This is a genomic window from Phenylobacterium sp. LH3H17 (genome assembly GCF_024298925.1).
Classification (GTDB): Bacteria; Pseudomonadota; Alphaproteobacteria; order Caulobacterales; family Caulobacteraceae; genus Phenylobacterium.
This window is the reverse complement of record NZ_CP101283.1, coordinates 84,626-101,799: the sequence shown is the minus strand read 5'-3', so window position 1 is coordinate 101,799 and position 17,174 is coordinate 84,626. Positions and strand designations below refer to the sequence as shown.

Sequence of the window (17,174 nt, the reverse complement as noted above, 5' to 3'; positions counted from 1 at the left end):
ATCCCTTACCGCTGATAAAGGCCGACGCGCAGATCTTGGGCCCAGTAGATGGGCTCGCCGTCGGCTTCCAACACGCCGTCGCCGATCCCCATGACCAGCCGGCGATTGATGACCCGCTTCATCTCGACCTTGTAGGTGACCTTCTTGATCGAGGGCGTCACTTCGCCGCCGAACTTCACCTCGCCGCAGCCGAGCGCCCGGCCGCGGCCCTTGCCGCCGATCCAGCCGAGATAGAAGCCGACAAGCTGCCACAGGGCGTCGAGGCCCAGGCTGCCCGGCATGACCGGGTCGTTGATGAAGTGGCAGTCGAAGAACCAGAGCGCGGGATTGATGTCGAACTCGGCCTCGATCCGGCCCTTGCCGTGTGCGCCGCCCTCATCGGTGATCTCGATGATGCGGTCGAACAACAGCATCGGCGGGGCAGGCAACTGGGCGTTGCCCGGGCCGAACATCTCGCCGCGGGCGCAGGCCATCAGCTCCTCGAAACTGTAGTGGTCCTTGGCCTTCACACCCTGGCTCATGGTCGGCTTTCTTGGCGGCGGCCCGATGGGCCGGTGAATTGTGACGGTCAGGCCCTATCAGAGCCGACGCGGTTGCTCAACGCCAGGGAGGTCAACGGCGGGCCGGCGCCTTGCACTGCAGGGCGCCCGACACGCCCCAAAGGCCGCGCGCCGGCGTCCAGCCCGTCGCGCCGTCCAGCTTGACCTTGCACCAGCCCTTTTCGCACCGGTTCAACGCGGCCATTGATCTCGGGTTCAGATAGGCGACGATCTCGGCCTCGGCCTTGGGCTTCTTGCGGATCGCCACCGGCGCCCCCTGCGTCACCAGGACATTGCGCCGCCCGTCGGTCAGCCGCTTGTGCACCCAGGCCATGCCGCCGGAGGGATCGCAGATCCGCCGCCACTCGCTGTTTTCCGCCACGACCTGCACCGGCAGGCCCTTCACGCGGTAGACCCAGAGCAGGCGATGGTCTTCCCCGGGGCCGGCCCGGGCATAGACCTGGTCGAACTTCAGGGTGATATAGCGGGGCACGGGATAGCCGGACGGGGTCGCCCGCTCCGCCGCCCGCGCCGGCAGGCACGAAAGGGCCAGCACCAGCAACGCCGCCAGGACAGGCGCCGCCCAATTGTTACGCTCGATCAGTTGAGGCTCGCCTTGGCCGTCCATGGGGGCTTTGCTAGAGGTTCCGGGTTACAACTCAAAGCGCGCCGCGCGCAGTTAAAGATTCCTTTCAGACGCCCATGCCCGCCCGCAAGCCGAAAGTCATCGTCACCCGCCGACTCCCCGATGTGGTGGAGACCCGGATGCGCGAGTTGTTCGACACCGAGCTCAACCTCGAGGACGCGCCCATGAGCCGCGCGGCCCTGGTCGACGCGGTGAAGCGCGCCGACGCCCTGGTGCCCACCATCACCGACCGGATCGACGCCGACCTGATCGCCGAGGCCGGCGACAGGCTCAAGCTGATCGCCAATTTCGGCATGGGGGTCGATCACATCGACGTGGCCGCCGCCAACGCCCGCGGCATAGCCGTGACCAATACGCCGGGCGTGCTGACCGAGGACACCGCCGACCTCACCATGGCCCTGATCATGGCCGTCTCACGGCGGATCGTGGAGGGGGCCAATGTGGTCCAGACCGGCGGCTTCACCGGCTGGACTCCAACATGGATGATGGGCCGCCGGGTCAACGGCAAGCGGCTGGGGATCATCGGCATGGGCCGCATCGGCCAGGCGGTGGCGCGCCGGGCGCGCGCCTTCGGCATGCAGATCCACTACCACAATCGCAAGCCGGTCAGTCACCTGATCGCCGAGGAGCTGGAGGCCACCTACTGGGAGAGCCTCGACCAGATGCTGGCCCGGATGGACATCATCTCGGTCAACTGCCCGCACACCCCGGCCACCTACCACCTGCTGTCGGCGCGGCGGCTGAAGCTGCTGCAGCCTCACGCCATCGTGGTCAACACCGCCCGCGGTGAGATCATCGACGAGGGCGCGCTGACCGACCTGCTGGCCCAGGGCGCCATCGGCGGCGCGGGCCTCGACGTCTTCGAGTTCGAACCGGCGATCAATCCCAAGCTGCTCAAGCTGCCCAACGCCGTCCTGCTACCCCACCTGGGCTCGGCCACGGTCGAAGCCCGCACCGACATGGGCGAGAAGGTGATCATCAACCTCAAGACCTGGATGGACGGCCACCGGCCGCCGGACCGGGTTCTGACCTCGATGCTCTAGGCGCCGCCGCAGACCTCGCACTCGGGGTCGGCGCCGATCCTGACCGTCCGGGTCTCGGCCGCCAGGGCGTCGTAAATCAGCAGACGGCCGGCCAGGGGCTCGCCGGCGCTGGTGATCAATTTAATCGCCTCCAGGGCCATCATCGAGCCGACCACCCCGGCCAGGGCCCCGACAACGCCCACGGCCGAACAGGTCTCGGCCTCGGGCGGGATCTCCGGGACCAGGCAGCGGTAGCAGGGCTTGCCGCGGAACACGCCCACCTGGCCGGTCCAGCGGCCGATCGCCCCGGAGACCAGGGTCCGCTCATGGGCCACGCAGGCGGTGTTCACCGCGAAGCGGGTGGCGAAGTCGTCCGTGCCGTCCAGCACCAGGTCGACCCCGGCCACCAGGGGCCCGGCGTTGCAGGCCTCCAGATGCACCGGCGCGCAATCCACATGGACGTGGGGATTGAGGCCCCGCAGGCGTTCGGCGGCGGCCTCGACCTTCAGCCGGCCCACATCGGCGTCGGCATAGATCACCTGTCGCTGGAGGTTGGAGGCGTCGACCACGTCGGGATCGGCCAGGACGATGCGGCCCACCCCGGCGGCGGCCAGATAGAGGGCCGCGGGCGCGCCCAGCCCTCCCGCGCCGACGATCAGCACGCTTGCGGCCTTCAGCCGCTGCTGGCCCGGACCGCCCACCTCGCGGAGCACCAGATGGCGGGCGTAGCGTTCGACTTCGTCGTCGGTGAAACTCATCGCGCTTGACCTTACACGCGGCCCTGACCACATCGCAGGACATGACGAACAACAATTTTCCGGACTGGCACGGCACGACCATCCTGGCGGTGCGCAAGGACGGCAAGACCGTGATCGCCGGCGACGGCCAGGTCTCGATGGGCCAAACCATCGTCAAGGGCAACGCCCGAAAGGTGCGCGCCCTGGCGGGCGGCAAGGTCCTGGCGGGCTTCGCCGGGGCCACGGCCGACGCCTTCACCCTGATCGAGCGCCTGGAAGCCAAGCTGGAGCAGTATCCGGACCAGCTGGCGCGCGCCTGCGTGGACCTGGCCAAGGACTGGCGCACCGACCGCTATCTGCGCCGGCTGGAGGCCATGCTGCTGGTGGCCGACAAGGACGCCATCTTCACCGTCACCGGGGTCGGCGACGTGCTGGAGCCGGAGACCGGCGTCGCCGCCATCGGCTCTGGCGGCAACTACGCCCTGGCCGCCGCCCTGGCGCTTTCCGACAGCGCGTTGTCGGCCGAAGACGTGGCCCGCAAGGCCATGGGGATCGCTGCCAGGATCTGCGTCTACACCAACGGCGAACTGACCGTCGAAACGCTCTAAACGCGCGCCGGACTGGGGGTTTTCGCGTTTTCGCCGCGCGGCGGACGGCGCATGGTCACGCTCGGACATCGGAGACATCGCGTGCGCCTGATCCTCGCCCTCGCCCTGTTCGCCACGCCGGTCGCGGCCGAGGTGGATCCCGCCCCGGTGGTCGCCGCCGAGCGAGCCTTCGCGGCCGACGGCCTGACGCTGGGCGTCCGCGACTCCTTCCTCAAGCACTCCGCGCCCGAGGCCATCGTCTTCCAGCCGGACCTGGCCAGGGTCCACGACACCTTCCCCAAGCTGCCGGACGACAAGGGCGGACCGCCGCTCGCCTGGTGGCCGCTCTGGGCGGGGATCGCGCTCTCCGGCGACCTCGGCTTCACCACCGGCCCCTACACGGTGGGCGGCAAGCCGGGCGGCTACTACTTCACGGTTTGGCGCAAACAGCCCGACGGCGGCTGGAAGTGGATCTATGACGGCGGGCCGGGCAGCGATCCGGCCGGCGCGGCGCCGGCGGGAAGTCCGGTCGCGTATCTGCCGCTCGCCACCGCCAAGGCCGGCTCGCCGGAGCGGGCCAGGTCGGAGGTCGCCGCCCTGGAAGCCAGGCTCAACGCCGCCGCCGCGGTCGACCTCGCCCAGGCCTTCACGCCGGCAATGGCGCCGGACGGCCGGATCGCCGGTTCTCGCACCGCGCCGCAGAACAGCCCCGCCGGCCAGGCCCGCGAATTGGCGACGCGGCCGAAGACCATGACCCTGCGCGCCGTCGGCTCGGAAGCCTCCCAGGCCGGCGACCTGGTCTGGACCCATGGCGAGGCGGCCTGGACCCGCGACGGCCAGCCGCGCGAGGGCCGCTACATCCGGGTCTGGCAGGACCGCAAGGAGGGCTGGAAACTGGTATATGACGCCATCCTGCCTAGCCCGCCCAGGCCACCGGCCTGACCGTCGACAGGTGACATGCCCGCGCGGACGCCTATATCGCGGGTATGACCGAATTTTCCCCGCGCGAGATCGTCTCCGAACTCGACCGCTTCATCGTCGGCCACCCCGAGGCCAAGAAGGCCGTGGCCGTGGCCCTGCGCAACCGCTGGCGCCGCCGCCGTGTCCCCGCCGACCTGCGCGACGAGGTGACGCCCAAGAACATCCTGTTGATCGGCCCCACCGGGGTCGGCAAGACCGAGATCGCGCGGCGGCTAGCCAAGCTGGCCCACGCCCCTTTCCTCAAGGTCGAGGCCACCAAGTTCACCGAGGTGGGCTATGTGGGCCGCGACGTCGACCAGATCGTGCGCGATCTGGTGGAGAGCGCCATGGCCATGGTGCGCGACAAGCGCCGCGCCGCCGTCCGCGCCCGGGCCGAGGCCTCGGCGGAGGAGCGGCTGCTGGACGCCCTGACCGGGCCCGGCTCCACGGCCGCCCGCGAAAGCTTCCGCAAGAAGCTCCGCGCCGGCGAGCTTGACGACAAGGAGGTGGAGCTGACCCTGGCCGACACCGGCGGCGGCATGCCCGCCTTCGAGATCCCCGGCCAGCCCGGCGCCTCGATGGGGGTGCTGAACCTCTCGGAGATGATGGGCAAGGCCTTCGGCGGCCGCACCAAGACCCACAAGACCACGGTGTCGGGCGCCTGGGCGCCGCTGATCGCCGAGGAGAGCGACAAGCTGCTCGACCAGGAGGCGCTGGTGCAGGAAGCCCTGGCCCTGGCCGAGAACGAGGGCATCGTCTTCCTCGACGAAATCGACAAGGTGGCCTCCTCCCGCGAGCGCTCCGGCGGGGCCGACGTCAGCCGCGAGGGGGTCCAGCGCGACCTGCTGCCGCTCATCGAGGGCACCACCGTCTCCACCAAGTACGGGCCGGTGAAGACCGACCACGTGCTGTTCATCGCCTCGGGCGCCTTCCACGTGGCCAAGCCCTCGGACCTGCTGCCCGAGCTGCAGGGCCGCCTGCCGATCCGGGTGGAGCTGAAGGCGCTCAGCCGCGACGATTTCCGCCGCATCCTCACCGAGCCGGAGGCCAATCTGGTCCGCCAGAACCAGGCGCTGCTGGCCACCGAGGGGGTGACGCTCACCTTCACCGAGGACGCCATCGACGCCATGGCCGACGCCGCGGTCACCGTGAACAACGCCGTGGAAAACATCGGCGCCCGCCGGTTGCAGACCGTGATCGAGAAGGTGCTGGAGGAGATCAGCTACACCGCCTCCGACCGCAGCGGCGACACGGTGGCGGTGGACGCGGCCTATGTGAAGGCCAGGGTCGGGGATCTCGCGAAGAACGCCGATCTCAGCCGGTTCATCCTCTAGCCGACCCTACACTCGTCATCCTCCGGTCGCCCGAAGGGCGATCCGGGGGACCCATGCGCCCTTGCCCAACTGGCGCCTCAGCTTGGGTCCCCCGGACCAGCGTTCCGCTGACCGGAGGATGACGACTTTGGCGGCGAACGATTGCGCTTGTCCTTCGCGCCGCATTCGGCGCTGAATTCCCCATCGCCGCAGGGGAACTCGCGCATGCAGGTCGAACTCGCCGAGGAGCGGGTGTTCCGGATGACCGACCGGTTCACCCTGGAGCACGCCGAGGGCCGCGCCTGGTCCAAGCGGATCGAGGCCTTCGGGGCCATGGCCCGGGTCACCGGCCTGTTCGCCCAGCCCAAGGACGACGAGTTCGAGGTCGTCTATCGCGAGCGCCGGCTCCAGCCGTTCTGGCGGCTGATCGTGTCGACCTCCACGACCTATGAGCGGGCCCGCGACTACGAGATGAAGGTCCTGCCTGAGGTCCGCGAGGTGACCATCGGCGAGCAGGTGCTGCCGGTGGTCGCCGGCCAGTTCAAGGTCCGCGGCCTGGAGAGCTGCAAGGATGAAACCCGCCGCGAGACTCTGATCGACGGGCTATCCAAGCAGGTGACGCCCGGCCTGTCGGCCTATCTGCAGCACGACGCCATCGAGATCGACGCCGACGCGCTGGCCGCCGCCACGGCCGAGGGCCTGGTGGTGGTGCCGCCCGAGGCCAAGGCCTCCATGGTGGTGCGCGACGTCATCGCCGCGGCCATCGGCAAGATCGACGCCGACCGGGTGCTGGAGGAGCTGGTGCGTGTCGAGGCGGTGGACCTCTACTACCGGCCCGTCCACGCCTTCCGCTATCGCCGGGCCGGCAAGGAGGCGGTGGTGGAGTTCGACGCGGTGACCGGCGAGGTTCGGACCGGCGGCGCCACCTTCGAGCAGCACCTCGGCAAGGTGATGGACACGCAGTTCCTGCTGGATGTCGGGGCCGAGACGCTGAACATGGTCATCCCCGGCGCGAACCTGGCCAAGCTAATGATCGTCAAGGGCATGGCCCTGCGCGAGAGGCGCGACCCCAGCTAACCCCGGCGCGCCTCGTAGATCGCCCATTCCAGGTGCCGCGCGAAGTCGGCGCGCTCGGGCGGGCTTAGCGCCATAGCCACCGAGGCGTGGCGGCCGGAGACCGCCAGGCGCACCGCCTGGACCACCTCATCCTCGTCCAGCTCGAGGGCGACCCGGGTGAAGGCGGTCGGGCTCTCCCAGACCACCTCGCTATGGCTTGGCGTCTCGCGCACCACCCGCACCTCGCGGGAGGTGACCCGCACGCGCTCCACCCGCCGGGCGGCCGCGTAGCTGGCCAGGAAGGCGGCGATCACCGCCAGGACGTCGAGGCCCAGGAAGAAGGGCACCAGGGTCGCGCCCATGGCCAGGAAGACCGCGGCGGCGGCGCAGTTGAAGAAGGTGACGATGCAGATCAGCACGATGAACCCCCGCTGCGACAACGAGCGGTTGGGGGTGATCACGGCGTCCATATAGACGAGGCCATCCATCGCCCGCAGACCATAGACCTGTTTGCCGGGACGCCAAGGCTCCGGATCGTTTTCCGGCGAAGCGGCCCCGGTTCGCCGAAGAAAACGGTCCAAAACAAAAACTCTGGGCGTCGTCGCCGACGCAAGCGATGGTCCCGGCCATGGCCAAGCCCCCCGCCAAGCGCAAACCCCTTCCAAAGGCCGAGCGAGCCCGGATCGAGGAAATCTTCCACCGGTTCCTGGCGCTCTCCGACGATCCGCGCACCGAGCTGAACTATGACAGCCCCTACACCCTGGTCACCGCCGTGGCGCTCTCGGCCCAGGCCACCGATGTCTCGGTGAACAAGGCCACGGCCCGGCTGTTCGCCGTGGCCGACACCCCCCAGAAGATGGTGGCGCTGGGCGAGGAGGGGCTGATCCCCTACATCGCCTCGATCGGCCTCTACCGGACCAAGGCCAGGAACGTCATGGCCGCCGCCCGGATGATCCTGGAGCAGCACGGCGGCGAGGTGCCCCTAGAGCGCACGGCCCTGCAGGCCCTGCCGGGGGTGGGCCGCAAGACCGCCAGCGTCGTCCTGAACGAGCTGTGTATCGAGCCCGCCATCGCCGTCGACACCCACGTCTTCCGTGTCGCCCACCGGCTGAAGCTGTCGACGGGCAAGACCCCGGACCAGGTCGAGGCCGACCTGATGGCCTTGGTCCCCGGGCCCTACCTGACCCGGGCCCACCACTGGCTGATCCTGCACGGCCGCTACACCTGCGTGGCGCGGCGGCCGAAGTGCGAGGATTGCCCGGTGGCCGATCTCTGCCCGTCGAAGCTGCTGTTCGTCGCGGCTTAGTTCAGCGAGTGCTTCAGGGCGCTGACCTCATCGTGGTCGGCCTTGATCGTCACATAGGCGCGCTGGACCGCCTGACGGGCCGTCGGCGGCAGGTCGTCGTCCTTCAGCGCGTGTTCGTACTTGCCCTTGATGAAGTCCTCGCCGCGCTCGACCTCGGTGATCACCGCCTTGTCGTCATGGCCGCCGGTGAGCGCCGCCTTGAGGTCGACGAACTTGTTGTGGGCCTTGCCCAGCAGCGACTGGTCGTCCTCGGGCTCGCCGCCGAAGGTGCGGACCTCGGCCTGCAGCTCGCGGGTGATCTCCATGCGCTTCTGCGAACGCTGGGCGAACATGGTCTTGTATTGGCTGCTGTCGGCGTTCTCGGCCGCTTCCTTGTAGCCGTTGGCGCTGTCGAGGGTGGTTTCGATGAGGCTGTTCAGAACCTTGACGGCGTGGTGATGGGTCGAGTCCATGGCGGGTCTCCAATTGTTGGCCTGGACGCCTAAACCGTCCGGCGCGCGGGCCGTTCCTAAAGCTCAGCTCCGTCGCGCCTCGCCAGGGGCGCCTTGCCCGCCGGCGCTCGCCTGGGACGCGCGAGGGCTTGCCCCCGTTTTCCGGCTCAGCCATGAGTCGGTATGGCCGACGCCCCTCCAGTCATACCCGGCGAAGGACAGGCGGCGGTCCGCCATCGACCCATAAGCTGGCCGCTGGCCGGCGCGGTCGTCCTGCTGATCGTCAACCTGCTGCTGGGCGGCTGGGCGGCCTTCGACCTCGCCTTCCTGCGCGACCTGCCGCCCATGCCCAAGCGCGAAGCGCTATGGGCCATGGGCCGGCCGGCGGGGATCACCTTCCTCGGCCCCGACGGGCGGGTCGTGGCCTATCGCGGCCCGCGCCACGGCCAGGCGGTGAAGCTGGCCGAGCTGCCGGCCCATGTCCCCCTGGCCTTCCTGGCCATAGAGGACCGCCGGTTCTACCAGCATGGCCCGGTCGATCTGCGGGCCATCGTCCGCGCCGCCTGGACCAACCAGCAGGCGGGTCACACCGTCGAGGGCGGCTCGACCCTGAGCCAGCAACTCGCCCGCACCCTGTTCCTCGCGCCGGACAAGACCCTGCGGCGCAAGGTGCAGGAGACCATCCTGGCCGCCCGCCTGGAGCGGATGCTGACCAAGGACGAGGTGCTGGAACTCTATCTGAACCGAATCTATTTCGGCGATCGCGCCTACGGCATCTCGGCGGCGGCCCAGACCTATTTCGGCAAGCCGGCCTCGGACCTCACCCTGTCGGAGGCGGCGCTGCTGGCCGCCCTGCCCCGCGCCCCCAGCAAACTCGCCCCCACCAACGATCCCGCCGCCGCCTGGGCCCGCGCCCGCATCGTGCTTGAACGGCTGGCGGAGATGGACTGGATCGATCCCAGGACCGCCCGCGCCGCCGCGGCCGGCCCGCCGCCCGCCATCGTCAAGCAGGCCATGGGCCATGAGGGCGACATGGGCTGGGCGCTCGACGCCGCCCAGGCCCAGGCCCTTGCGCTGGTGGGCGATGCGACCCCCGACCTGATCATCCGCCTGACCGTGGATTCGGTCGCCCAGGCCAAGGCCGCCAATATCGTGCGCGGTGCCATGGCCCGGGACGGACGCCGGCGTGGCGCGCGCCAGGCCGCCCTGGTGGCCATGGCCACCGACGGGGCGATCCGCGCCATGATCGGCGGGGTCAGTCGCGACACCGACCGCTTCAACCGGGTGATTCAGGCCCGCCGCCAACCCGGCTCGGCCATCAAGCCCATCATCTGGGCCGCGGCCCTGGAGCGCGGGGTGCGGCCTCTCGACCGGCGTGACGACGCTGCGATCCGCGTGGGCGCCTGGCGGCCGCAGAACTATGGCGGCGGCTATCGCGGCGAGGTGACGGTCCAGGCGGCGCTCATCCAGTCGATCAACACCGTCTCGGTGCGGCTGGCGCGGGAGACCGGCCTCGAAGAGGTGGGGGCCCTGGCGCGGCGCTTCGGCCTGGTGGAGACCCCGGCCCATCCCCTGCCCTCCCTGGCGCTCGGCGCCTACGAGGTCAGCCTGCTGCAGCTGGCCGGCGCCTACCAGGTGCTGCAGACCGGCGGCGGCCAGAGCCGGCCCTACCTGATCTCCAGCATCACCGACGCGCGGGGCCGCCTGCTCTACGCCCACCCCGCCAGCGACGCGATCCCGGTCTATCCGGTGTTCGAGGCCGCCCAGATGGTGCGCATGATGGAGGGTGTCATCAGCTCAGGCACGGCGCGCGGCGCGGGCTTCGGCCGTCCGGCCGCCGGCAAGACCGGCACCAGCCAGGACCATCGCGACGCCTGGTTCGTGGGCTTCACCCCCGACTGGCTCTGCGCGGTCTGGGTGGGCAATGACGACAATCGGCCGATGTCGAAGGTGACCGGCGGCCAGATTCCGGCCGACATCTGGCGGCGCTTCATGGTCGAGGCCCATCGCGGCCTGCCCGTCCGTGGCTTCGACTGGTTCCCGGCCATACTGCCGCCCGCGGTTCCGGTGCTGCAGCCGGAGCGGCCGCGGGTCATCCCGGTGCGCCGGGAGTACGCCGTCTCACCCGACAGCCTCGACCTCGCCGACGTCTCCGCCCGCGAGCCCGATGCGTGGTCCGAGATTCCGTACTGAGGCCCGACGGACCGATCCCCAGGTCGTCACGGCCGGCCTCCGTACCGTCGCATCGTTGACGCGGCGCTCCGGGAAATACCTGCTACGCGCGAGTGGCCCCAACCGCCGACAAATGGCCGATCAACCGGAGCAGGAATGGGCGTCAGAAATTACTTGATCGAAGGCGTTTCGGGCGCCGGGAAAACGGCAGTCGCCACAGAACTGCAGCGGCGCGGCTACCAGGCCATCCATGGTGACCGGGAATTGGCGTATCGCGGCGATCCGAAGACGGGTCTTCCGATGGCCCCGGAAACGGGCACGCCGACGGCTATCTGGATGTCCGACCACCAGATCTGGGATGTAGACAAAGTAAAAGCCTACGTCGCCAACCAGGATGAGGCGGTCACCTTCTTCTGCGGCGGCTCCCGGAATTTTTCAAAATTCATCGACTTGCTCGACGGCGTTTTTGTCCTGGAAGTCGACTTGGCGACCATGAACCGGCGGATTGATGAGCGAGTGGCGCTGGATCCAACTGACTTCGGCGGAAAACCGGAGGAACGTGAGCTCATTGCGCGATTGTATGCGACGAAAGAGGATATTCCGAAGAACGCGATGAGCATTGACGCTACGGCGCCGATCGCCCGCGTCGTCGACGATATTCTGTCGAAATGCACAGAGGCCGACCACGGGACCGACTAGGAGTTGTCGGTCCCGGCGAATGCCCGGCGAGGATTACGAACGGGTAGGGCCGGCCAACCCTTAGGTGATCCGCTTGACGCTCACGGGATCGCTCGACGGGAAGCTCTCTTCCAGCGCCTCGTCCAGCAGGGCCTCCTGGCGATCCTCCGCCAGGGCCTCCTTGTCGGCGAGCTGGTCGTGCTTCTCGCCCTCGACGAGGGGTTCGACCCGGCGCGCATGGGGCGCGAAGCTCTTGTGGTCCTCCAGCTGCGGCTTGCCCTCGACGGCCGCGTCGGCGGCGCCGCCGCCCTGGCCCTTCATCGGGTCGCGCTTCTTGTCGCTCGGAGTGTCGCGGGTGTGGGTCGGCATGATCGTTCTCCCAACTGAGCCACGAGAACGCCCCGGCGCGGCGAGAGTTGCAGGGCCCTTGCGTTGCCCCAACGGCCTTTTGCCTGTAGTCACCCCGCCACCGTCCTTCGCAAAAGCTGACCTCCCCACATGCCCGAGCTCTACGACGTCGCCGCCATCGGCAACGCCATCGTCGACGTGATCGCCCCGGCGACCGACGAATTCCTGCGCGAGCAGGCCATGGACAAGGGCGCCATGATGCTGGTGGACGAGGTGCGCAGCGCCGCCCTCTATTCGGCCATGGCGCCGGGCCTGGAAGCCTCGGGCGGCTCGGCGGGCAACACCATCGCCGGGATCGCCTCGTTCGGCGGCCGCGCGGCCTTCCTGGGCAAGGTCGCCGACGACCAGCTCGGTGAGGTCTTCACCCACGACATGCGCGCCATCGGCGCCCACTTCGACACCCCGCCCCTGGTGAACGGCAAGGCCACGGCCGTCTCGATGATCAACGTCACCCCGGACGGCGAGCGGACCATGTCCACCTTCCTGGGCGCCTCGACCGAGTTCGCCCCGGACGACATCGACCCCGTCGTCATCGAAGGCGCCAAGATCGTCTATCTGGAAGGCTATCTGTTCGACGCGGAGGCCGCCCGCCACGCCTTCGCCAAGGCCGCGGGCCTGGCCCGCGCCTCAGGCCGGATGATCGCCATCACCCTCTCCGACGGTTTCGTGGTCGAGCGTCATCGCGAAGCCCTGCTGGGTTTCCTTGAGACCCAGGTCGACCTGGTGTTCGCCAACGACACCGAGATCACGGCCCTTTTCCAGACCGACGACTTCGATTCCGCCGTCGACCAGCTGCGCGGCAAGGTGAAGATCGCCGCCGTCACCCGGGGCGCCCAGGGCTCGGTGATCACCGCAGGCGGGGAAACCTTCACCGTTGACGTCTTCCCGGTGGAGAAAGTCGTGGACACGACGGGCGCTGGCGACCAATACGCAGCCGGGTTCATGTACGGCCTCGCGACGGGCCGGCCGCTCAATGTCTGCGGCCAGTTGGGTTCGCTCGCGGCCGCCGAGGTGATCTCGCACTACGGCCCGCGTCCTCTGGTGTCCCTGAAGGACCTGGCGGCGGCGAAAGGACTCTAGATGGCCCGCACCGCGGAAGTCGTCCGCAACACCAAAGAGACCCAGATCACGGTTCGCGTCGATCTGGACGGCTCGGGCGTGTCCGATGTCGAGACCGGCGTCGGCTTCTTCGACCACATGCTGGACTCGTTCGCCCGCCACGGGGGGATCGACCTCTATGTCCGCACCCAGGGCGACCTGCACATCGACTTCCACCACACGGTGGAGGACACCGGCATCGTGATCGGCCAGGCCGTCGCAAAGGCGCTGGACGGGTTCAAGGGCATTCGGCGGTTCGGCCACGCCTATATCCCCATGGACGAGACCCTGACGCGCTGCGCCATTGACCTCTCCAACCGCGCCTATCTGATCTGGAAGGTCGCCTTCAAGACCCCGAAGATCGGCGAGATGGACACCGAGCTGTTCAAGGAATTCCACCACGCCTTCGCCATGAACTGCGGCGCCTGCGTGCATCTCGAGACCCTCTACGGCGACAACAGCCACCACATCGCCGAGAGCGGCTTCAAGGCCCTGGCCCGCGCCCTGCGCACGGCCGTCGAGCTGGACCCCAAGACCCATGGTCACGCGCCGTCGACCAAGGGCGTGCTCTAGGATCTCATCCATGCAGAGCGTCGCCCTGATCGACTATGGGTCGGGCAATCTCCGCTCGGCCGAAAAGGCGCTCGTTCGCGCGGCGGACGGGTCGGCGGAGATCCGTGTCACCAGCGACCCCGCCGTCATCCTGGCCGCCGACCGCATCGTCCTGCCCGGCGTCGGCGCCTTCGCCGCCTGCATGCGCGCCTTCCAGGCACGGCCGGGGCTGGAGGCGGCGCTGAACGAGGCCGTGCGGGAAAAGGGGCGGCCCTTCCTCGGCATCTGCGTCGGCATGCAGCTGGTCGCCACCCGCGGCCTGGAGTTCGGCGAGACCAAGGGCCTGGGCTGGATCGCCGGCGACGTGCGCCGCATCGAGCCCGACAATCCCGCCGCCAAGGTCCCGCACATGGGCTGGAACGAGCTGATCGATCCGCACGGACCCCCGCTTATCGCCGGGATCGGACAGGCGCCGATGTATTTCACCCACTCGTTCGCCTTCTATCCGGACGACCCCGCCGACGTGGCGGCCTATGTGGACCACGGGGGGAAGTTCCCCGCCGCGGTCGCCAAGGCCAATGTGGCGGGCGTACAATTCCACCCTGAAAAGTCGCAGAGCGCCGGGCTTGCCCTCCTGGCGCGATTCCTGGAGTGGCGACCGTGATCCTCTATCCCGCCATCGACCTGAAGGACGGCCAGTGCGTGCGCGTCCTGCACGGCGACCTCAACACCGCCACCGTGTTCAACAACTCGCCGGCCGCCCAGGCGGCCAGCTTCGTGGAGAGCGGCTTCCACTGGGTGCACGTGGTGGACCTGAACGGCGCGGTCCAGGGCCGGGCGATCAATGAGAAGGCCGTCGAGGCGATCCTCGAGGCGGTGTCGATCCCCGTCCAGCTCGGGGGCGGCATCCGCAACCTCAAGGATATCGAACGCTGGATCGAGGCCGGGGTCAGCCGGGTGATCCTGGGCACCATCGCGGTCACCGAACCCCATATCGTCAAGGAGGCCGCCCTGCTCTGGCCCGAGCAGATCGCCGTCTCTGTGGACGTCCGCGCCGGCAAGGTTGCGACCCAGGGCTGGACCGAGAGCTCCGACCTCGACGCGGTCACCGTCGCCCGCCGCTTCGAGGACGCCGGGGTCGGCGCCCTGATCATCACCGACATCGACCGCGACGGCACGGTCATGGGCTTCAATGTCGAGGCCTTCGGGGCCATCGCCGACGCGGTGGCCATCCCGGTGATCGCCGCCGGCGGCTTGGCCAGCGTGGACGACATCGTGCGGCTGAAGTTTCGCAAGGGCGTGCCGATCGCCGGGGCGGTCCTGGGGCGGGCGCTCTACAACGGCGCCATCTCGCCCGAGGAAGCCCTGAAGGTCGCCGCCTGATGTTGCGGGTGCGCGTCATCCCCTGCCTGGACGTCAAGGACGGCCGCGTGGTGAAGGGCGTGAACTTCGTGGCCCTGCGCGACGCCGGCGATCCGGTCGAGCAGGCCCGCGCCTACGACGCGGCCGGCGCCGACGAACTGATGTTCCTGGACATCACCGCCAGCCACGAGCGCCGCGGCGCCATCCTCGACGTCATCGCCCGCACCGCCGACGTCTGCTTCATGCCGCTCAGCGTCGGCGGCGGCATCCGCCAGGTCGAGGACGCCCGGCGGCTGCTGCTGGCCGGGGCCGACAAGATCAGCGTCAACACCGCCGCTGTGGAGAACCCCGACCTGATCAGCGCCTGCGCCGACGCCTTCGGCAGCCAGGCCGTGGTCGTGGCCATCGACGCCAAGCATGGTCCCTCGGTCTCCGGCCGCGGCGCACGCAACGACGGCTGGCGAGTGTTCACTTATGGCGGACGCAACGATACGGGCCTCGATGTGATCGAATACGCCGTCGAAGCGGTGAGGCGGGGGGCCGGAGAGATCCTGCTCACCTCCATGGACCGCGACGGCGCCAAGACCGGCTACGATCTCGACCTGTTGAAAGCGGTGACGAACGCGGTCAACGTGCCGGTCATCGCCTCGGGGGGGGCCGGGAACGCGCAGCACATGGTCGAGGCCGTCACCCTGGGCGGCGCCGACGCGGTGCTCGCCGCCTCCATCTTCCATTTCGGCGAGGTCTCGGTGTCCGAGGTCAAACAGGCGATGGCCGCCGCCGCCATCCCGGTCCGCATGGTGGAGCCCGCATGAGCCGTTTCTCTGAGACCCTGGACCGCCTGGCGGCCACCATCGAGAGCCGTCGCGGCGGCGACCCGGCGAGTTCCTACACCGCCAAGCTGCTGTCCGAGGGTCCCGACCGCGCGGCCAAGAAGTTCGGCGAGGAAGCCTTCGAGACCGTGATCGCGGCCATGCAGGGCGACAAGGACGGCCTGGCCGCCGAGAGCGCCGACCTGCTCTACCACTGGCTGGTCCTGCTGGCCCGCTCCGGCGTCAGCCTGGACGAGGTCGCCGCCTGGCTGGAAAGCCGCGAGGGCCGCTCGGGCCTTGAGGAAAAGGCCTGGCGCAAGAAGTCGACCTAGGTCTTCGCGGCCGGCGTTACCCACAACTGATCCGCCGGCCTGCCCAGCACCCTGGCCGCCGCGGCGTGCAGGCTGGCCGGGGCGAGCTTGCCGCCCTTGGCCGCCGCCGACATCCAGGCCTCCAGATCGCCGCCCGTCCGGTCGTAGCCGTCGGCCTTCAGCAGGCCGTAGAGGCCTGCGGCGAGCACGTGCATCCCCTGGTCGTTCTTCGTCCAGCGCTCGGCCGCCGGCCGCACCACATAGCCCAGCCGTTCCTGGATGATCTGGTCGAGCGCCTGGCAGGTGTCCTCATTGAGGATGCCGTCCAGCTCGTTATAGCCGGTTCCCTTGTCCTTCTCCGCCAGGATGCGTGTGAAGAGGGCGTCCTTCTCCAGCACCGCCAGGCAGGCCCTGGCGGTCGGTCCCGCCATGTCGAAGGGCGGGTGCAGGATCTCGTGGGCGGCGGTCAGGACCATGACCTGGTCGCTGGCTCCCACATGGGCGATGAACCTCTGGCCCTGCACCTTGACCCCGTGCGGCCGGCAGAACCACGAGAGGTCGATCTCGATCCGCGGGTCCAGTCGTCGGCCCAGCAGCCGTTCCTGCTCGGCGATGATGTCGAGGCGGGCCAGCAGCGGGTTGAGTTCCGCGATCCGCCTGGCGGCCGGCGCCTCGGCCAGGCTCCTGCGGAACTCGGGAAAGCCCGCGTCGCGCAGGCCGGTCAGCACCAGGCGCAACCGGTCGCGGCCGGCCAGGAAGCGGGCCCAGTCGGCGGCGTCCCAATAGACACTGGCCTGGAAGGGCGGCTTCAGCACGGTCTCGGCGGCGTCGAGGCTCGCCAGCAGATCGCCCAGCGTCGCCGTCGGCCCGCCGGAGAACACCAGGGTCAGGCCGGGCCAGAGCAGGCCGCCCGCCGCGTCGGCCTCGGCGTGCAGGCTCGTCAGCGCCTCGGCCGCCGCGGCGGGGAGCCGCGGCTTGAAGACCGCCATCTCGGCCTCGCAATAGCGGGCGTAGAAGGGCTTGCCCGACAGCGGGCCCAGGATGGCGATGGCGTCCAGCCCCTCGGAGCTTTTCACCGTCCAGCGGGTGCGGATCGAGGTCTGCGCCAGGGCGGGCGCGGCGATGAGGGCCAGGGTCGTGGCCAGGAGGGTGCGTCTGAGCATGAGCCAAGTTTGGGCCCAGGC

At 69.3% G+C, this 17,174-nt stretch carries 21 protein-coding genes; 14 read left to right on the top strand and 7 right to left on the bottom strand.

From position 1 onward, the window contains the following. Positions 1-5: 5 nt before the first annotated feature. Complete coding sequence (gene fabA, locus M9M90_RS00520) at positions 6-521, bottom strand: 3-hydroxyacyl-[acyl-carrier-protein] dehydratase FabA (protein ID WP_254835216.1); 516 nt, start codon at positions 519-521, stop codon at positions 6-8. Positions 522-612: 91 nt separating this feature from the next. Beyond that, a complete protein-coding gene (locus M9M90_RS00515) occupies positions 613-1,167 on the bottom strand; it encodes an SH3 domain-containing protein (protein WP_254835215.1) in 555 nt (184 codons plus the stop codon). A gap of 74 nt (positions 1,168-1,241) precedes the next feature. Between M9M90_RS00515 and M9M90_RS00510 the strand changes: the two genes are divergently transcribed. Further along, entirely contained in the window at positions 1,242-2,228 is a 987-nt protein-coding gene (locus tag M9M90_RS00510; RefSeq protein WP_254835214.1) for a D-glycerate dehydrogenase, read from the top strand. Here the strand turns inward: M9M90_RS00510 and M9M90_RS00505 are convergent. After that, entirely contained in the window at positions 2,225-2,965 is a 741-nt protein-coding gene (locus M9M90_RS00505; RefSeq protein ID WP_254835213.1) for a molybdopterin-synthase adenylyltransferase MoeB, read from the bottom strand. The genes M9M90_RS00510 and M9M90_RS00505 overlap by 4 nt on opposite strands. A gap of 41 nt (positions 2,966-3,006) precedes the next feature. Here M9M90_RS00505 and hslV point away from each other — a divergent pair, with 41 nt between their 5' ends. From hslV to M9M90_RS00485, 4 genes are all read left to right on the top strand, one after another. Beyond that, positions 3,007-3,552: an ATP-dependent protease subunit HslV gene (hslV, locus tag M9M90_RS00500; RefSeq protein ID WP_254837189.1), complete on the top strand. Its 546-nt coding sequence runs from the start codon at positions 3,007-3,009 to the stop codon at positions 3,550-3,552. Positions 3,553-3,633: 81 nt separating this feature from the next. Next, a complete protein-coding gene (locus M9M90_RS00495; protein WP_254835212.1) occupies positions 3,634-4,473 on the top strand; it encodes a DUF4440 domain-containing protein in 840 nt (279 codons plus the stop codon). Positions 4,474-4,517: 44 nt separating this feature from the next. Then, entirely contained in the window at positions 4,518-5,825 is a 1,308-nt protein-coding gene (gene hslU / locus M9M90_RS00490; RefSeq protein ID WP_254835211.1) for an ATP-dependent protease ATPase subunit HslU, read from the top strand. A 204-nt stretch (positions 5,826-6,029) separates the two neighbouring features. Next, positions 6,030-6,881, top strand: coding sequence for a hypothetical protein (locus tag M9M90_RS00485; RefSeq protein WP_254835210.1), 852 nt, complete (start codon positions 6,030-6,032; stop codon positions 6,879-6,881). Here M9M90_RS00485 and M9M90_RS00480 read toward each other — a convergent pair. Then, positions 6,878-7,441 carry a DUF2244 domain-containing protein gene (locus M9M90_RS00480; protein ID WP_254835209.1) on the bottom strand — a complete coding sequence of 188 codons (564 nt, stop codon included), beginning with the start codon at positions 7,439-7,441 and terminating at the stop codon, positions 6,878-6,880. The genes M9M90_RS00485 and M9M90_RS00480 overlap by 4 nt on opposite strands. 47 nt (positions 7,442-7,488) lie before the next feature. Between M9M90_RS00480 and nth the strand changes: the two genes are divergently transcribed. Beyond that, positions 7,489-8,166 (top strand): endonuclease III, encoded by a 678-nt coding sequence (nth, locus tag M9M90_RS00475; RefSeq protein ID WP_254835208.1) that lies wholly within the window; start codon positions 7,489-7,491, stop codon positions 8,164-8,166. Here the strand turns inward: nth and M9M90_RS00470 are convergent. Continuing rightward, positions 8,163-8,618 carry a PA2169 family four-helix-bundle protein gene (locus M9M90_RS00470; protein ID WP_254835207.1) on the bottom strand — a complete coding sequence of 152 codons (456 nt, stop codon included), beginning with the start codon at positions 8,616-8,618 and terminating at the stop codon, positions 8,163-8,165. The genes nth and M9M90_RS00470 overlap by 4 nt on opposite strands. 162 nt (positions 8,619-8,780) lie before the next feature. Between M9M90_RS00470 and M9M90_RS00465 the strand changes: the two genes are divergently transcribed. Beyond that, entirely contained in the window at positions 8,781-10,790 is a 2,010-nt protein-coding gene (locus M9M90_RS00465; RefSeq protein WP_254835206.1) for a transglycosylase domain-containing protein, read from the top strand. 135 nt (positions 10,791-10,925) lie between these two features. Next, positions 10,926-11,468 (top strand): hypothetical protein, encoded by a 543-nt coding sequence (locus M9M90_RS00460; protein ID WP_254835205.1) that lies wholly within the window; start codon positions 10,926-10,928, stop codon positions 11,466-11,468. A gap of 60 nt (positions 11,469-11,528) precedes the next feature. Here the strand turns inward: M9M90_RS00460 and M9M90_RS00455 are convergent, their stop codons facing one another. Further along, positions 11,529-11,816: a hypothetical protein gene (locus M9M90_RS00455; RefSeq protein WP_254835204.1), complete on the bottom strand. Its 288-nt coding sequence runs from the start codon at positions 11,814-11,816 to the stop codon at positions 11,529-11,531. A gap of 129 nt (positions 11,817-11,945) precedes the next feature. Here M9M90_RS00455 and M9M90_RS00450 point away from each other — a divergent pair, with 129 nt between their 5' ends. The 6 genes from M9M90_RS00450 to M9M90_RS00425 are packed head-to-tail and all read left to right on the top strand — an operon-like array spanning position 11,946 to position 16,011. After that, complete coding sequence (locus M9M90_RS00450; RefSeq protein WP_254835203.1) at positions 11,946-12,935, top strand: adenosine kinase; 990 nt, start codon at positions 11,946-11,948, stop codon at positions 12,933-12,935. Continuing rightward, complete coding sequence (hisB, locus tag M9M90_RS00445; protein WP_254835202.1) at positions 12,936-13,526, top strand: imidazoleglycerol-phosphate dehydratase HisB; 591 nt, start codon at positions 12,936-12,938, stop codon at positions 13,524-13,526. A gap of 10 nt (positions 13,527-13,536) precedes the next feature. After that, positions 13,537-14,169 carry an imidazole glycerol phosphate synthase subunit HisH gene (gene hisH, locus M9M90_RS00440; protein WP_254835201.1) on the top strand — a complete coding sequence of 211 codons (633 nt, stop codon included), beginning with the start codon at positions 13,537-13,539 and terminating at the stop codon, positions 14,167-14,169. Then, positions 14,166-14,888 carry a 1-(5-phosphoribosyl)-5-[(5-phosphoribosylamino)methylideneamino]imidazole-4-carboxamide isomerase gene (gene hisA / locus M9M90_RS00435; RefSeq protein WP_254835200.1) on the top strand — a complete coding sequence of 241 codons (723 nt, stop codon included), beginning with the start codon at positions 14,166-14,168 and terminating at the stop codon, positions 14,886-14,888. The genes hisH and hisA overlap by 4 nt, the downstream gene beginning before the upstream one ends. Continuing rightward, complete coding sequence (gene hisF, locus M9M90_RS00430; RefSeq protein ID WP_254835199.1) at positions 14,888-15,682, top strand: imidazole glycerol phosphate synthase subunit HisF; 795 nt, start codon at positions 14,888-14,890, stop codon at positions 15,680-15,682. The genes hisA and hisF overlap by 1 nt, the downstream gene beginning before the upstream one ends. Then, positions 15,679-16,011, top strand: coding sequence for a phosphoribosyl-ATP diphosphatase (locus M9M90_RS00425; RefSeq protein WP_254835198.1), 333 nt, complete (start codon positions 15,679-15,681; stop codon positions 16,009-16,011). The genes hisF and M9M90_RS00425 overlap by 4 nt, the downstream gene beginning before the upstream one ends. On the opposite strand, the gene M9M90_RS00420 is transcribed toward M9M90_RS00425, so the two are convergent. Further along, a complete protein-coding gene (locus M9M90_RS00420) occupies positions 16,008-17,153 on the bottom strand; it encodes a hypothetical protein (RefSeq protein WP_254835197.1) in 1,146 nt (381 codons plus the stop codon). The two genes, M9M90_RS00425 and M9M90_RS00420, sit on opposite strands and share 4 nt — an antisense overlap. Between the last annotated feature and the right edge of the window lie 21 nt (positions 17,154-17,174).

Coding starts and splice junctions, on each gene's coding strand:
- fabA (WP_254835216.1), bottom strand. CDS start 521: ATGAGCCAGGGTGTGAAGGCCAAGGACCACTACAGTTTCGAGGAGCTG.
- M9M90_RS00515 (WP_254835215.1), bottom strand. CDS start 1,167: ATGGACGGCCAAGGCGAGCCTCAACTGATCGAGCGTAACAATTGGGCG.
- M9M90_RS00510 (WP_254835214.1), top strand. CDS start 1,242: ATGCCCGCCCGCAAGCCGAAAGTCATCGTCACCCGCCGACTCCCCGAT.
- M9M90_RS00505 (WP_254835213.1), bottom strand. CDS start 2,965: ATGAGTTTCACCGACGACGAAGTCGAACGCTACGCCCGCCATCTGGTG.
- hslV (WP_254837189.1), top strand. CDS start 3,007: ATGACGAACAACAATTTTCCGGACTGGCACGGCACGACCATCCTGGCG.
- hslU (WP_254835211.1), top strand. CDS start 4,518: ATGACCGAATTTTCCCCGCGCGAGATCGTCTCCGAACTCGACCGCTTC.
- M9M90_RS00485 (WP_254835210.1), top strand. CDS start 6,030: ATGCAGGTCGAACTCGCCGAGGAGCGGGTGTTCCGGATGACCGACCGG.
- nth (WP_254835208.1), top strand. CDS start 7,489: ATGGCCAAGCCCCCCGCCAAGCGCAAACCCCTTCCAAAGGCCGAGCGA.
- M9M90_RS00470 (WP_254835207.1), bottom strand. CDS start 8,618: ATGGACTCGACCCATCACCACGCCGTCAAGGTTCTGAACAGCCTCATC.
- M9M90_RS00465 (WP_254835206.1), top strand. CDS start 8,781: ATGGCCGACGCCCCTCCAGTCATACCCGGCGAAGGACAGGCGGCGGTC.
- M9M90_RS00460 (WP_254835205.1), top strand. CDS start 10,926: ATGGGCGTCAGAAATTACTTGATCGAAGGCGTTTCGGGCGCCGGGAAA.
- M9M90_RS00455 (WP_254835204.1), bottom strand. CDS start 11,816: ATGCCGACCCACACCCGCGACACTCCGAGCGACAAGAAGCGCGACCCG.
- M9M90_RS00450 (WP_254835203.1), top strand. CDS start 11,946: ATGCCCGAGCTCTACGACGTCGCCGCCATCGGCAACGCCATCGTCGAC.
- hisB (WP_254835202.1), top strand. CDS start 12,936: ATGGCCCGCACCGCGGAAGTCGTCCGCAACACCAAAGAGACCCAGATC.
- hisH (WP_254835201.1), top strand. CDS start 13,537: ATGCAGAGCGTCGCCCTGATCGACTATGGGTCGGGCAATCTCCGCTCG.
- hisF (WP_254835199.1), top strand. CDS start 14,888: ATGTTGCGGGTGCGCGTCATCCCCTGCCTGGACGTCAAGGACGGCCGC.
- M9M90_RS00425 (WP_254835198.1), top strand. CDS start 15,679: ATGAGCCGTTTCTCTGAGACCCTGGACCGCCTGGCGGCCACCATCGAG.
- M9M90_RS00420 (WP_254835197.1), bottom strand. CDS start 17,153: ATGCTCAGACGCACCCTCCTGGCCACGACCCTGGCCCTCATCGCCGCG.